The organism is Lactococcus sp. LG1267 (assembly GCF_017309545.1).
GTDB lineage: Bacteria > Bacillota > Bacilli > Lactobacillales > Streptococcaceae > Lactococcus > Lactococcus petauri.
This window is the reverse complement of the sequence record NZ_CP071295.1, coordinates 1,593,074-1,606,786: the sequence shown is the minus strand read 5'-3', so window position 1 is coordinate 1,606,786 and position 13,713 is coordinate 1,593,074. Positions and strand designations below refer to the sequence as shown.

Genomic DNA, 13,713 nt, shown 5'->3' with positions numbered 1-13,713 from the left:
GAAGGCGAGATTATCTTGACAAATCGTGATATAATAGATACAACTGATTATCTTCCAGGTAATAAAAACTATCAGAAGTTGCGAGGTGATAACATGCCTATTACATACAACAAATTATGGAAATTACTCATTGATTTGAATATGACTAAGACGGAGCTGAAAGATGCGGCGAAAGTTAGTAGCAACGTCATAGCTAAGATGGGGAAGAATGAGCCTGTTTCCATTGATTCACTGGTGAAAATTTGTCTCACCTTAAATGTTGACATAGGAGATGTGATTTCGATTGATTATGAGGGAAGGAGAGCAAGCTAAATGAGTGGACACTTGATACCAAAGCACCAAATGTCAGAAGAGGACATAAAAGCAAACTTCATAACTCCAGCACTTGAAGCTAGTGGCTGGAAAAATGGTAAGGATATTCTTTATGAATATTCTTTTACCGACGGCCGAATTGAAGTTCATGGAGAACGGGCTACTCGAAACAAAAAGAAATTCACGGACTACCTTTTGTACTATAAACAGGATTTTCCTATTGCCGTTGTTGAAGCAAAGGATAATAAACATTCAGTTGGTGCTGGGATGCAACAGGCGATCAACTATGCAGAAATCTTAGACGTCCCTTTTGCATATGCTTCAAATGGGGATGGCTTTGTTGAGCATGATAGAATCACAGGAAAAGAGAAAAATATTTCCATTGATGAGTTTCCGACCAAAGAAGAACTTTGGGAAAAACTAACAAAACAAGAAAATCTTTCAGAGGAGCAACAGCTCATCATCAATGAACCATATTATTATGAGATGGGTGCGAAACAACCGCGTTATTATCAGCGTATCGCCATAAATCGGACGGTTGATGCTGTAGCAAAAGGGAATAACCGCATCATGTTTGTTATGGCGACAGGAACTGGGAAAACCTTTACTGCTTTTCAAATTATCCATCGCCTGATGAAGTCTGGCCTAAAGAAACGGGTGCTTTTCCTTGCTGACCGCAATATCTTGGTAGACCAAACCCTAATTAATGATTTTAGACCCTTTGGTAACAAGATGACCAAAGTGGACCAAAAATTACTGAACTCTCCCGAGGCACTGAATTCTTATGAAATTTATCTCGGACTTTACCAACAATTAGCAGGTGAAGATGGAACAGAAACTCATTATGAGAAGTTTGGAAAAGACTTCTTTGACTTAATTGTGATTGATGAAGCACACCGAGGTTCAGCTAAAGAAGAAAGCAACTGGCGAAAAATTTTAGAATTCTTTGGTTCAGCTACTCAGATTGGTATGACTGCGACACCAAAAGAGGACGGTGTAACATCTAATGCGAAATATTTTGGGACCCCTGTCTATACCTATTCTTTAAAGCAAGGGATTGAAGACGGCTTCTTGGCTCCTTATCGAGTGATTCGAGTAAACTTGGACGTGGACATTGATGGTTACCGCCCAGAACGAGGGAAGGTTGATTCTAAGGGGGAATTAATCATTGATCGTATCTATAACCGCAAGGACTTCGATAAGAATATGGTTATTGAAGATAGAACGTTGAAAGTGGCAAAATATGTTTCGGACTACCTCAAAGAGCGGAATTCAAGATTTGAGAAATCCATTTTCTTCTGTATTGATATTGACCATGCCGAAAGGATGCGACAAGCCCTAGTTAATGAGAACTCCGATTTGACTAGTGTTGATTCTCGTTATGTGATGCGTATCACAGGCGATAATGCGGAAGGGAAGGCTCAGCTTGATAATTTTATTGACCCAGAATCAAAATACCCAACGCTAGTCACGACATCCAAATTGCTTACCACTGGTGTCGATGCAAAAACTTGTAAAGTGATTGTGCTAGATGCCAATATTGGATCAATGACAGAGTTTAAGCAAATCATAGGTCGTGGAACTCGATTGGATCCGGCTCTTGGCAAAGAATTCTTTACAATTATTGATTTCCGCGGGGTAACAAACCTCTTTGCGGATCCTGACTTTGACGGTGAACCGGTGGATGTGATTGATGGAAATGGCGATGAAGATAAACCTGATAATGGCGGAGGAATTGATTATCCACAACCAGGTGACGATGAATCCGGCGATGATGGTGATGTAGTTCGCGAACCAGTTGTAAAATACTACGTTAACGATAAGGAAGTTAAGATTGTCAATGACCAAGTTCAAGTGATAGATGCTGACGGTAAACTTGTGACTGAGAGCCTGACCGATTATACGAAGAAGAATATTCTGGGACAATATGGCACTTTGGATGAGTTCATCCAAGCTTGGTCCACCTCAGAGAGGAAACAGGCAATTCTTGATGAGCTTGAGAAGAAAGGTGTCTTTCTTGATGAAATCCGAAAGAAAGAACATATTTCGACTTCAGAAATAGATGACTTTGATTTACTATTGCAACTGGCTTATGGCCAAAAGCCACTGACTAAGGCTGAGCGCGTGAACAATGTCAAGAAACGCGGATATCTTTACAAGTATTCTGATGAAGCTAGAGAGGTGTTGGAAGTGCTTCTTGACAAGTACATGAACTCCGGGATAAAAGATGTTGAGGACGTGTCAGTTCTCAAATTGCCAGAGTTTGAAAAGTTTGGTGGCATGTTTTATATCATCAAAAAATTTGGTAACAAGAAAAAATACACAGAGGCAGTACGTGAATTAGAAAATGAATTATTTACTGCTGCTTAATAGGGAGAAAAGAGACTAATGGCGACAAATTCATTCGTTAAACGAATCCAAGATATTACACGAAAAGATGCGGGAGTGAATGGTGATGCTCAGCGTATCGAACAGATGTCTTGGCTGTTATTTTTGAAAATTTATGATAGCCGAGAAGAAGTATGGGAAATTGAGGATGATGACTATGAGTCAATCATCCCGAAAGAACTGAAGTGGAGAAACTGGGCTCATGCCGATAAAGGCGAGCAAGTTATGACCGGAGACGACCTTCTCGACTTTGTAAATAATGAGTTGTTTAAGGAACTGAAAGAAATCGAAATTTCACCAGATATGCCAATCCGAAAACAAATTGTAAAAGCGGCGTTTGAAGATGCCAATAACTACATGAAGGATGGAGTATTATTACGTCAGGTCATCAATGTTGTAGACGAAGTTGACTTCAATAGCCCTGAAGATCGTCATCTTTTCAATGACATTTATGAATCTATTTTGAAGGATATTCAGTCGGCTGGTAACGCTGGTGAGTTTTATACGCCTCGTGCAGCAACGGATTTCATTGCCGAGATTCTTCAACCAAAACTCGGTGAAAGAATGGCAGACTTTGCTTGTGGTACTGGGGGATTCTTGACGTCAACGTTAAATATTCTTGCCAAGCAACGTGAAACGGTAGAAGATACCGAGAAATATAATCATGCAGTGTTCGGTATTGAAAAGAAAGCATTCCCTCACTTGCTCGCTGTTACTAACCTTTTCTTGCATGAAATTGATGACCCTGAAATCATTCACGGTAATACACTTGAAAAGAATGTCCGTGATTATACCGAGGCGGACAAGTTCGATATCATCATGATGAACCCTCCATTTGGCGGAAGTGAACTTGATGCAATTAAAAACAACTTCCCAACTGACCTAAGATCGTCAGAAACTGCAGACTTGTTTATGGCGGTCATCATGTATCGTTTGAAACAAGACGGTCGTGTGGGTGTAATCTTACCAGATGGTTTCCTCTTTGGTAATGGTGTGAAAAATACGCTGAAGAAAAAACTTCTTGAAGAGTTCAATCTTCACACTATTATTCGCTTGCCGCATAGCGTATTTGCTCCTTATACGAGCATCCATACAAATATTCTGTTCTTCGATAAGACAAAGAAAACGGATGATACATGGTTTTACCGCTTAGATATGCCAGATGGGTATAAGAACTTCTCGAAAACGAAGCCGATGAAATCTGAACATTTTAATCCTGTTAGTGAGTGGTGGATTAATCGCGAAGAAATTATGGAGGGGAATTTCCCTAAAGCTAAAAAATTCACTCCTACTGAGTTAGCTGAGTTGGATTACAACTTTGACCAGTGTGGTTTCCCACAAGAGGAAGAAGAAATCCTTGAACCTATGGAACTAATCACCAAATACAATACAGAGCGTAAGGAGCTGAACGACAAGATTGATTCAGTGTTAGCAGAAATTATGCAGATGTTGGAAGGCGGTGAGTAGTATGACCCCAGAACAACTAAAAGCTTCCATCCTTCAACGGGCAATGGAAGGGAAACTTGTACCACAAGACCCTCACGATGAGCCAGCAAGTGAGCTACTGAAGCGAATCAAATCTGAAAAAGAGAAACTCATTAAAGAGGGTAAAATCAAGCGCGATAAGAACGAAACCGAGATTTTCCGAGGTGATGATGGTTTACATTATGAGAAGTTCGCCGATGGGACGGTTAAAGAGGTTGAGGTGCCGTTTGATATTCCTGATAGTTGGTCTTGGACAAGATTTAATTCTGCGGTAATTAATCGTGATGGAGAGCGGAAACCAATTTCTAAAGCATTACGAGAACATCGACAGGGCCAGTATGATTACTATGGTGCTTCAGGGGTGATTGATTCTATTGATGATTATCTATTTGATAAACCATTAATGTTAGTTGGAGAAGATGGGGCAAACCTATTAACCCGAAGAACACCGATTGCTTTCATAGCTCGAGGAAAATATTGGGTAAATAATCACGCTCATGTTCTTGATGGAATTTCGGAATCGTTCCTAGAATTTATTTCACAATTCATTAATAGTATTTCGCTAGCTCCCTACGTCACTGGAACAGCGCAACCCAAAATGAATCAAGCAAAAATGAATTCAATAATGGTTGCCATTGCACCAGAGAATGAGCAGATTAGAATTCTAGAAAAGATTAACCATCTTTTTAGCAAAGTTGACACATACAAGTCACATTATCAGAACCTTGATAAGCTCAACAAAGAGTTCCCTGAAAAACTTCGAAAGTCCATCCTTCAGTACGCCATGCAAGGGAAGCTAGTGCCACAAGATCCGAATGATGAACCAGTTGAAGTTTTACTAGAAAAAATCAGGCAAGAAAAGCAGAAATTGTTCGAAGAAGGCAAGCTCAGAAAGAAGGATTTACAGGAATCTATCATCTACAAAGGTGACGATAACTCATATTATGAGAAGTCTGGGAAATCTGAGGTGAAACTTGAAGATGTTCCAGATTTGCCAGAAACCTGGAGGTACGCGAGGTTCAAAGATATTGTACATTATTACATGGGGAAAACCCCACCACGCTCTGCTACTGAATATTGGGGAGCCGATATTCCATGGGTATCAATCGCTGATATGCCAGCAAATGGAGTAATTACAGATACGAAGGAGAAACTATCACCTCAGGCTACAAAACTGTTCAAAGATAAAATTTCTCCAATCGGGACATTGTTGATGAGTTTCAAACTTACAGTAGGTAGGGTATCTCTGCTAGGTATTGAGGCTGCTCATAATGAGGCAATTATTTCGATATTCCCATATGCAGATTCAGATAAATCTATAAAAATGTACTTGTTCAAATTCTTACCTCAGATTGCGAATAACGGAGATTCAAAAGACGCTATCAAAGGGACTACTTTAAATTCGCAAAGTATTAATGAACTGTTAATTCCACTGCCCCCGCTTCAAGAACAACTTCGGATTATTCATGCAGTTGAGAAATTTGATAATTTAATTCCTCGACTTGGTTAACAATTCTTGTTTGTTCCATCAATGGCGGGACAGGGACGAGTAACGAAGCGACTTTATCACTATTTAAATTTTTGACTACTGCACCCGAAATTAATCCTAAGAATTGGCTATAAGCAAGATTTGATGAAAGTACCAAATACAAAAAATCCCTTGAGAAGACTTTTTCATAGTTTGAGATTGCTAACCATCCATCGTGTATAGCTCCATCTACATTGAGTATATAAGGTCTTCCGAAGCTCATAGAATTTGTCAATAAAAATGTACCTTGAGTAACAAATCTTGTCTTGTTAAGACCACTTGGTTTGATTTTTTCTTTTGTGGAATTGATAAATTTACCACCTTTATCAGTATCGCCAATTTTAATCCAATTAATCCCGTCATTCGCTTCGGTGATAAATTCTTTAATTGGTCTTGGAGAACCGCCTCTGACAATACTAGAGACTGCTGAAAATCGAACCCACTTCCAAGAAGTAGGAACATTAAAAGGAACTTCTATTTCCTTTACTGTTCCATCATCAACCTTCTCATAATATGAGATTACAGAACAAATTCAGCCAAAAAGGCGAGAGCAAAATCAAATTGCTCCCGCCTTTTTGACGCTTTACCAAGTCACAACCTTGTCGACAATACTTTTCTGTTCACTCGCAGATCGCCGGAGATAAATCCGTGTTGTTTCAATACTTTCGTGCCCCATCAAATCAGCCAGTAACGCGATATCGTTATATTTGTTCAAGAAATTTTTTGCAAACAAATGTCGAAATGAGTGGGGGTAGACCACGTTGGTATCAAGTCCATACTTATCAGCATAATTCTTCAGTTGCTGCGCGATTCCTCTTGTCGTTATGGCTGAGTCAAATTTATTAAGGAATAAGTATCCAGTGCAACGGTTTTCAGACTGTAGCCATTTTAATGACTCGTCTCGAAGTTTCTTTGGAATATACAATCGTCGAATTTTGCCACCCTTGGAATAGATGTCAAAATATCCAACTTCAACGTGCTCAACTTTTAACTTCACTAGCTCACTCACACGAGCCCCAGTTGCCCCAAGGAACCATACCACAAAATACCATTTTAGATTGTCGTCTTTTTTTAGGCTCCTCTTTAAGAATAAATAGTCAGCATGACTGATTACGTCCTCGAGAAATGATTTCTGCTGAATCTTAACAAAACTCAATTTCAAATTTGATTGCCCTTGAAAATCAAGATATTTGTTTACGCCTTGGATTCGAAGATTTACCGTTTTCGGCTTATACTTTTCGAGAAGGTACCCCTTATATTCCAATAGCCCTTCGAGGTTCATGTCATAATTCTTCAAAAAGAATTCTGTCCCAAATAAATAGGACCTTACTGTGTTCTCCGATAACCCTTGTTGTCGAAGATGCATTTCAAAATTGTTCATCGATGTTCTCCTATCAAGTTGATAGAAACTCCACCGCACGATTACTATATTTTACAACGGATAGGCAATCAAAATAAGCACAAGAGATGCCATTCTAAAGACATTTCTTGTGCTCATTGCTCATATTATGAGAATATCCCGGATGCATGGATTTCAACAACTTTAGGAAATATCGGAGTATGGGGTGCTGGAGCGACCCCCTCACGTAGCAACCCTAAATATTATGGTGGTGATATTCCCTGGTTAAAGACCGGAGATTTAACCGATGGATTAGTAACTGATATCCCTGAACATATAACAGAATTGGCCCTTGAAAAGACTTCAGTAAAATTGAATCCAACCAACTCCGTTCTTATTGCCATGTATGGAGCAACTATTGGTAAGCTTGGTATATTGACGTTCCCTGCAACTACTAATCAGGCTTGCTGTGCTTGCCAGCCTATTCCGGCAGTAAATAATTGGTTTTTGTTTTATTACCTAATGTCGATTAGAAAGCAATTTATTGATAGTGCTGAAGGTGGGGCGCAACCAAATATTTCAAGAATTAAGATTGTTAATACTCCGTTTCCTATGCCAAGTTATGCTGAACAAGTTAGGATAGTCGGTCGAATTGAGAAATCATTTGATTTAGTGAGTCAACTTTTACAGTAATACGCTGTTGTTCTTCTAGTGGTGGCAAAGAAACGTAAGTTTCCGAGAATTTTGTAGCCGATACCTCAAGAAATGTGGTTCCGCTTGCTTCCTTTATAATATTCGGTGTTTCGTTTTTGATAGTATGATACAGCCACTCCACATTCACCTGATAAGGTGTTACCGACTTACATCCTTGATTAGTGGTGTATGGAGATTTTACAATATTGATGTGACCTATAGGAGCACGAGAAGAATAAACAATCGAGTTTCCTTCTATGCGTTGGGCTGACGAGCTATTCAATCCAAGTATTGAAATATGTTTAACTGAATCGCCAAAACAAATTGAATCTTGTTGTTTCCCCATATCAGCAGGGGTTATCCATATTATGTCACCGTCATAAAATTTAGGTTCAGTGCTCCTTGGCGTTCCGCCTGAAGTTATTTTCCCAATTGTACCTAGAGAGACAATTTTCCAGCTTTCAGGGATCTTCTCATAATATGAGTTATCATCACCTTTGTAGATGGTAGATTCCTGCAAATCTTTCTTCTTAAGCTTGCCTTCTTCAAACAATTTCTGCTTTTCTTGTCTGATTTTTTCTAGTAATACTTCAACTGGTTCGTCATTCGGATCTTGTGGCACAAGTTTTCCTTGCATAGCATATTGAAGGATGGACTTCCTCAATTTTTCTGGGAATTCTTTATTCAGTTTCGCAAGCTCAGCATATGAAATCTCATATTTAGGAAGCACCTCAAATACACCTTCAAGTCTCTCAAGTATTCTTTTTTGCTCAGTACTTGGCGGCAATGGTATCAATGTCGAGTTTGTACTCCTAATTGATAATTTTGGTTGTGCAACCTGGTTAAATAATTCTAGAAATTGGTTTTGAATTGCTGGGGAATTAATCGCCCTCAGGAGAAACATCTTATTAACTAAAGGGTAGATTATGAGCTTAAGAGCATTCTCTGTTAACAAGGCACCGTCAAATTGGGTGGGGATTGTTCCTGCGTTACCGATTGTGCCAGCAATTGTGATGTATAAATCGTCTGAAGAAATTGTGTAATTCTTTATTACCTCTCTGACCTGGGGCGGAGCATACTGAATTTTAGTATCGAGAATGGTCTCGTTCTTCATATCTGTTACTCGTAGATAAGGGTAGTCGTTTTCTTCCTCTTGCAGCTTCATTCCTTTTGGTACACGTTTTCCTCCTTTAGCAAGTGCTAGCTGGTCGATTCTACACCATTGCCAAGAATCAGGAATGTCAAACGGAACTTCAATTTCTTTCACAGTCCCATCAGCGAACTTCTCATAATGTAAACTATCGACAGAAAATCCCCGCCACAACAAGTGACAGGGAGCCTATTTTCTATTTTTCCACTAATTCCATAATTTCAGTGATATCACAGTGTAAGGCGATGCAAATTCTCAGCAAAATATCAGTTGTGATATTTTCACCTTTACCCATTTTAGCAATAGAGGCGGAACTAATTCCAGTCATTTTGCGAAGGTCAGAACGTGTCAAATTCCTGTCGATAAGAAGTTTCCACAGGGGGTTATAACTAAATTTCATCGAATCACCTACTTTCAATATCTAGCAAGAATCCATAGCGCCCCTTGTTTTCATCGTGGGTAAATATTATTTCATTTACGCCACGATCAGCATAGTCAAGCTTAGGTAATTCATTGGTGTTTTCTACAATAATTAACTGCCCCTCGCTTTGGTTTTCCATGAAATATTGGAAAAGTGACTGCTGCATACTATCAAAGTTTCCAGCATTTTCCCCTTCATCTAATCCGAGGAGAGGGGTATCAATGACAAAAACTCCGGGATTAAATTTCGCATAGTCAGCCAGCACCTTTCTGTATGCCAATACAACCAGAGTGCTTAAGAAGGAACGGTATCCCTTACCGTGATTAACTTCCTTAGGGTCGCCATTAATGTTCAAATCAAATGTTTTCTTGGAGAAATATGCGTCATGCAATGGGCGATAGTTGCACCTCTCAAGTAATTCTTTGAGTATTTCAGACATTTCACGCCAGAAGATAGCATCAAAATGGTCCAGAGGTTTATACGGGTTGCTTGCTGGTGGCGCCTCCACCTCGAGTTTCTTTAAGTCTAGTGAAAACTTATGTTGCATTGATTCCATTGCGATGAGCTCATGCTTTAGATTTGAGTATCTATGATACTCATCAATTGTTTTTTCTAACTCTGTTGCACGTGGTTGTAGTTCAGTGTCCAGAAGTGAATCGATATTTTGTTTCTGAGAGGACAGTGAATTAATTTTGGATACTAACGCATCAATATCTTCTTCGGTTTCTTGGCTAGCTTCTGAAAGGTCGTCTAATTGAGACATAATGGTGTTGAATTCTGCACGAGCGGCTTCAATATAAGATTCACGTTCTTGCTCAGGCAATTCACCATTGCAGAAAGGGCAGGTGCTTTCAGTCAAATGCTCTAAATGTTCATCAATTAGACGTTCACCATCAACAATCAATGTTAAACGCTCTAAATCGGATTTGTACTGGGTACGAAGCCTTGAGTAGCGATTAACCAATAGATAATCTTCATCGAGTTTTTCTTGATATTGACTAATCTCTTGAGTGATTTTGCGGTTTTCGTTTGCCGCCTCCACAATGCGGGCTTCCACATGTATCAAATCATTTATTAGCTTATCAACCTCAACTTCAATATCGGTAACACCAAGCTCATCAAATCTTTTCTTAGCCGAATCATATTCTTGGTACATGGACATTAAATTGTCATTGATGTATCGAGCTATAGATGCTTTACGCACTTTTCTATGATCGGCAGATTCAATCTCCTCATAGCTAGTTGAATCATTCCCACTAATCAAGAAAATCAGTGCAGATAGATAGGCTGTTTTAAGTGTAGTAACCTCTGGAATAAGAATCGGTTTAGTAGTTCCAATTAATCGTTCACTAACGAGTAGGCTGTGTGAGAAGGTTCGCCAAGTAAGGGTTTGAGCCTTGTAATTTGAGTTTTTTATGATTTGATGTTCTTCATCAATCCCAATTAATTCTAGCCAAAACTTGCTTATGGAATCACTTGGATTTTTCCCTGGCTTGGCTTTGAGCGATTTGCTACCAATGATAGTACCCTCTGAATTGACTTCGCTAACAATAATCTCTTTATCGTCAAAACCGCGGGAAAGTAGGAAGTCTCCTCTCTTTGAAGCGACTCTCAGCAATACCGTGTCATATCCAGTCTGCTTTGAAAACGGTGGAGTGTCATCACCGTACATAAAGTCTATTGCTTGAACAATGCTTGTCTTACCCGTATTTGAAGGCCCAGAAACGATGTTTAGACCTTCAGTGAAAGATACGGAAGAGTCTCGTTTGCCAAGGCCGGTTATTATGATTTCTTTGATATAAAATTTTGGCATGTTATTCTCCCTTCTGTGAGTAGTCTTGCTCAGTTATGAGCAGCAAAGTTTCTTTGTCGGTCTTATCTTGTAGGAATTGCTTCGTTATTTTTGCTACTTCAAGATATTTCTCTGCATAGATTGAAACGAACTTGGGAATCAGTAGCTTTCCCTCATCTGATAATGAATACCCAAAACCTTGCTCGTTTTGTGATGGCTGCACTAGCCGTTGCAGAACGAGCTTTTTGATTGCTGTGTTAACCAAGGTGGACTAATGTCAAATATTTAGACACAAAATGAGCTATGTTTTTTTAAAATAGTTTTCTTCTTTCTGATTTGGAGTTAATCCATTGTTAGCAGAATGAGGGTTATAGTTGTTATAGAATTGTTCAATGTATTCGAAGCAAGAGAGTTGTACTTCTTGAATGGAGTGATAAGTTCTTCGATTAATTTCCCGCTGTTTCAGGTACTTGAAAAAGACCTCAGTCACGGCATTATCATAAGGATATCCAGGTTTGGAGTAAGAAGCCAGCAACTGATGTTCATCTAATATTTTTCTAAAGGAAGCTGATTTAAATTGGCTGCCTTGATCAGAATGGAAAATGATTGGTTCTTTAGGTTTTTTTTCTTTAGAGCGATCTCTAAGGTATCACATGCGAGCTTAGAATCAATTCTATCACTTACTTTCCAAGCGATGCATTTCCTAGAGTAGAGGTCAAGAATAGCGCAGAGATAAACGTGTCGTTTAGATCCTATAGAAATATAAGTGAAGTCGGTTGTCCACACTTGATTCGGGGACTTCGGGTTAAATTCTTGTTTGAGTAGATTATCAGATGAAAATGCAGGAGAGTGGTTTGATTTAAAGCGAGGTTTAATCGTTGACATTTTAGGGAGTGTCATAGACTTGAGAAGTCGTAAGATACGTCCTTCAGAAATATTAACGCCATAATCACGCAGAAGAATGATTTTAAAAGCTCTGGTTCCAATTCTTTTCTTGGCTTTCATATAAATCTCAAGGAGTAATTTTCTCAAGCATTGATTTTCTATTTCACGCTTTGAGGGCTTCTTGTTAATGAAATTATAGTAAGTGGAACGATTGACATGCAAAACACGACAGAGCATGACTGTCGTGTGTTCAAATCGGAGTCTATAGACTGCTTTTAATCTCACTTGGAGTTTTGCATGAATATGGCACTCGCTTTTTTTAAGATCAGATTTTCCTCTTCTAATTGAGCATTACGCTTTTGTAATTCTTGAATTTGTTTGGCAGTCAATACTGTATTATCTTCAAGACGAACTTGAGAATACTGCTTGATCCATTTTGCAAGTGCAGAAGGGGAGACTCCATAGTCTTTACAGAGTTCGGATTGAGTTTTACCTGTTTGATAGAGGTTGACTAAGGATTGTTTGAAATCTTCGTCGTAACGTTTAAAGCCTGACATAAAAGTCCTTTCATTTTGTGTCTTATGAGACAGATTATAACACACATATTTGTGTCTACTTTTATAGTATAGCTCCAAATTGAAGGTGCAATGATGAAGACTGTTGGAGTAAAATCAGCTAAAGTTCTTTTTAACGCTTCAAAAGTAAAAGCAGAGTTCGATGAGAATGTTGTAAATGCCAATCAGTTGCTATCTAAAATTGAAAAATTAGGCTATCCTGTTCAAAGTTCAAAAATTATTGCTTCAAAATAAAATTACAGGAGGAGCACAGAAATGGAAAAATTAACAATTGAGGAAAAATATGATATAGAACTTAAAAAAGCAGAAATAGATCACCGAAAGCCCACAGCAGGTGCAATGCTTGGGCATGTCTTAGCCAACTTATTTATAGAGAAGGTACGTTTGACGCAAGCAGGGATTTATGCTAAAAATCCTAATAATCGTAATTTATTTCGAGGCATTGCTGTACAAGAAGATGGATGGTTCTATAAAATAGCAGATTTATTGTTAGATGAAGGAGAGTTAGTTCCATCAACCATTAAGGAATTTTTGCACTATCATAAATTTATTACGGATGATCCCAAGGCAAAATACTGGATTGATACCGATCTGGTTCAAAGTTTCATCATGGATTTTAATAATCAAAATATATTTATCACAAGAGCCATCAAGCTTGCGCAAAAGGAAGAGAAGTACGCCTTAGAAGAAAGTGTTAAGATGCTTTATGGGTATAATTTAAAAATTATAAGGGATTTAGCTGGTATTGTGGGCAAAGTTCCAAAAGATTTTATATCTGAAGATGATGAGGAATAAAATAGTAGCATTATCTGGAACATGCACAGGTGATGCTTTTTTATTAAAGAAAGATTTACTGTTATAAAATATTACGCATATAAAACTCAACATTCAACAATATACGACTCCTAACAGAGTAATATAATTAGAATCCATTATTTATATAGAATTTAGGTTTATTTCCTTGTAATATGATAAAATCAGAGCAAAGTGTTTTGTAAATTCTATTACAATTAATTGAAGTGATGACTTAAGTTAAAGGATTATCTGAAAAATGATGAAATTAAAATTAGTGCTGTTTAATACTTCTTTATCATTTAGAAAAACACGGAAATCAAGCATTTTTTACTCTTTGCCAAAATTTTTTT

At 38.3% G+C, this 13,713-nt stretch carries 12 protein-coding genes and 2 pseudogenes; 7 read left to right on the top strand and 7 right to left on the bottom strand.

Annotated features, from left to right (window positions below; genetic code table 11):
• Nucleotides 1-93 precede the first annotated feature (93 nt).
• The 4 genes from J0J33_RS07845 to J0J33_RS07830 are packed head-to-tail and all read left to right on the top strand — an operon-like array spanning nucleotide 94 to nucleotide 5,695.
• On the top strand, nucleotides 94-312 hold the full coding sequence (locus tag J0J33_RS07845) for a helix-turn-helix transcriptional regulator (RefSeq protein ID WP_206889213.1): 219 nt from the start codon (nucleotides 94-96) through the stop codon (nucleotides 310-312).
• A complete protein-coding gene (hsdR, locus tag J0J33_RS07840) occupies nucleotides 313-2,682 on the top strand; it encodes an EcoAI/FtnUII family type I restriction enzme subunit R (protein WP_206887409.1) in 2,370 nt (789 codons plus the stop codon).
• An 18-nt stretch (nucleotides 2,683-2,700) separates the two neighbouring features.
• On the top strand, nucleotides 2,701-4,167 hold the full coding sequence (locus J0J33_RS07835) for a class I SAM-dependent DNA methyltransferase (RefSeq protein ID WP_206887407.1): 1,467 nt from the start codon (nucleotides 2,701-2,703) through the stop codon (nucleotides 4,165-4,167).
• A 1-nt stretch (nucleotide 4,168) separates the two neighbouring features.
• Nucleotides 4,169-5,695, top strand: a complete 1,527-nt coding sequence (locus tag J0J33_RS07830; RefSeq protein WP_206921657.1) for a restriction endonuclease subunit S — start codon at nucleotides 4,169-4,171, stop codon at nucleotides 5,693-5,695.
• On the opposite strand, the pseudogene J0J33_RS07825 reads toward J0J33_RS07830, so the two are convergent.
• Nucleotides 5,649-6,227, bottom strand: a pseudogene (locus J0J33_RS07825) (restriction endonuclease subunit S); the annotation flags it as partial. The gene J0J33_RS07830 and the pseudogene J0J33_RS07825 overlap by 47 nt on opposite strands.
• A 69-nt stretch (nucleotides 6,228-6,296) precedes the next feature.
• Nucleotides 6,297-7,094, bottom strand: a complete 798-nt coding sequence (locus tag J0J33_RS07820; protein ID WP_206887401.1) for a tyrosine-type recombinase/integrase — start codon at nucleotides 7,092-7,094, stop codon at nucleotides 6,297-6,299.
• Between the two features lie 18 nt (nucleotides 7,095-7,112).
• Between J0J33_RS07820 and J0J33_RS07815 the strand changes: the two genes are divergently transcribed.
• Entirely contained in the window at nucleotides 7,113-7,745 is a 633-nt protein-coding gene (locus J0J33_RS07815; RefSeq protein ID WP_242526918.1) for a restriction endonuclease subunit S, read from the top strand.
• Here J0J33_RS07815 and J0J33_RS07810 read toward each other — a convergent pair.
• From J0J33_RS07810 to J0J33_RS07790, 5 genes and pseudogenes are all read right to left on the bottom strand, one after another.
• Nucleotides 7,687-9,012, bottom strand: coding sequence for a restriction endonuclease subunit S (locus J0J33_RS07810; RefSeq protein WP_206921656.1), 1,326 nt, complete (start codon nucleotides 9,010-9,012; stop codon nucleotides 7,687-7,689). The two genes, J0J33_RS07815 and J0J33_RS07810, sit on opposite strands and share 59 nt — an antisense overlap.
• Before the next feature lie 79 nt (nucleotides 9,013-9,091).
• On the bottom strand, nucleotides 9,092-9,295 hold the full coding sequence (locus tag J0J33_RS07805) for a helix-turn-helix transcriptional regulator (RefSeq protein ID WP_206887399.1): 204 nt from the start codon (nucleotides 9,293-9,295) through the stop codon (nucleotides 9,092-9,094).
• 4 nt (nucleotides 9,296-9,299) lie between these two features.
• A complete protein-coding gene (locus J0J33_RS07800) occupies nucleotides 9,300-11,129 on the bottom strand; it encodes a hypothetical protein (RefSeq protein WP_206921655.1) in 1,830 nt (609 codons plus the stop codon).
• A gap of 1 nt (nucleotide 11,130) precedes the next feature.
• Nucleotides 11,131-11,373 (bottom strand): ABC-three component system middle component 2, encoded by a 243-nt coding sequence (locus J0J33_RS07795; RefSeq protein WP_206887395.1) that lies wholly within the window; start codon nucleotides 11,371-11,373, stop codon nucleotides 11,131-11,133.
• Between the two features lie 20 nt (nucleotides 11,374-11,393).
• Nucleotides 11,394-12,550: pseudogene (locus J0J33_RS07790) on the bottom strand (IS3 family transposase).
• A gap of 78 nt (nucleotides 12,551-12,628) precedes the next feature.
• On the opposite strand from J0J33_RS07790, the gene J0J33_RS07785 reads away from it, so the two are divergent.
• Together J0J33_RS07785 and J0J33_RS07780 are read left to right on the top strand one after the other, a co-directional pair.
• Nucleotides 12,629-12,802 carry a heavy-metal-associated domain-containing protein gene (locus J0J33_RS07785; protein ID WP_206889207.1) on the top strand — a complete coding sequence of 58 codons (174 nt, stop codon included), beginning with the start codon at nucleotides 12,629-12,631 and terminating at the stop codon, nucleotides 12,800-12,802.
• 21 nt (nucleotides 12,803-12,823) lie between these two features.
• Nucleotides 12,824-13,363 carry a DNA-binding protein gene (locus J0J33_RS07780; RefSeq protein WP_206887393.1) on the top strand — a complete coding sequence of 180 codons (540 nt, stop codon included), beginning with the start codon at nucleotides 12,824-12,826 and terminating at the stop codon, nucleotides 13,361-13,363.
• Nucleotides 13,364-13,713: the final 350 nt, after the last annotated feature.

Bases quoted from the DNA above. Each gene is read 5' to 3' on its own strand.
- J0J33_RS07845 (WP_206889213.1), top strand. From the start codon at position 94: ATGCCTATTACATACAACAAATTATGGAAATTACTCATTGATTTGAAT.
- hsdR (WP_206887409.1), top strand. From the start codon at position 313: ATGAGTGGACACTTGATACCAAAGCACCAAATGTCAGAAGAGGACATA.
- J0J33_RS07835 (WP_206887407.1), top strand. From the start codon at position 2,701: ATGGCGACAAATTCATTCGTTAAACGAATCCAAGATATTACACGAAAA.
- J0J33_RS07830 (WP_206921657.1), top strand. From the start codon at position 4,169: ATGACCCCAGAACAACTAAAAGCTTCCATCCTTCAACGGGCAATGGAA.
- J0J33_RS07820 (WP_206887401.1), bottom strand. From the start codon at position 7,094: ATGAACAATTTTGAAATGCATCTTCGACAACAAGGGTTATCGGAGAAC.
- J0J33_RS07805 (WP_206887399.1), bottom strand. From the start codon at position 9,295: ATGAAATTTAGTTATAACCCCCTGTGGAAACTTCTTATCGACAGGAAT.
- J0J33_RS07800 (WP_206921655.1), bottom strand. From the start codon at position 11,129: ATGCCAAAATTTTATATCAAAGAAATCATAATAACCGGCCTTGGCAAA.
- J0J33_RS07780 (WP_206887393.1), top strand. From the start codon at position 12,824: ATGGAAAAATTAACAATTGAGGAAAAATATGATATAGAACTTAAAAAA.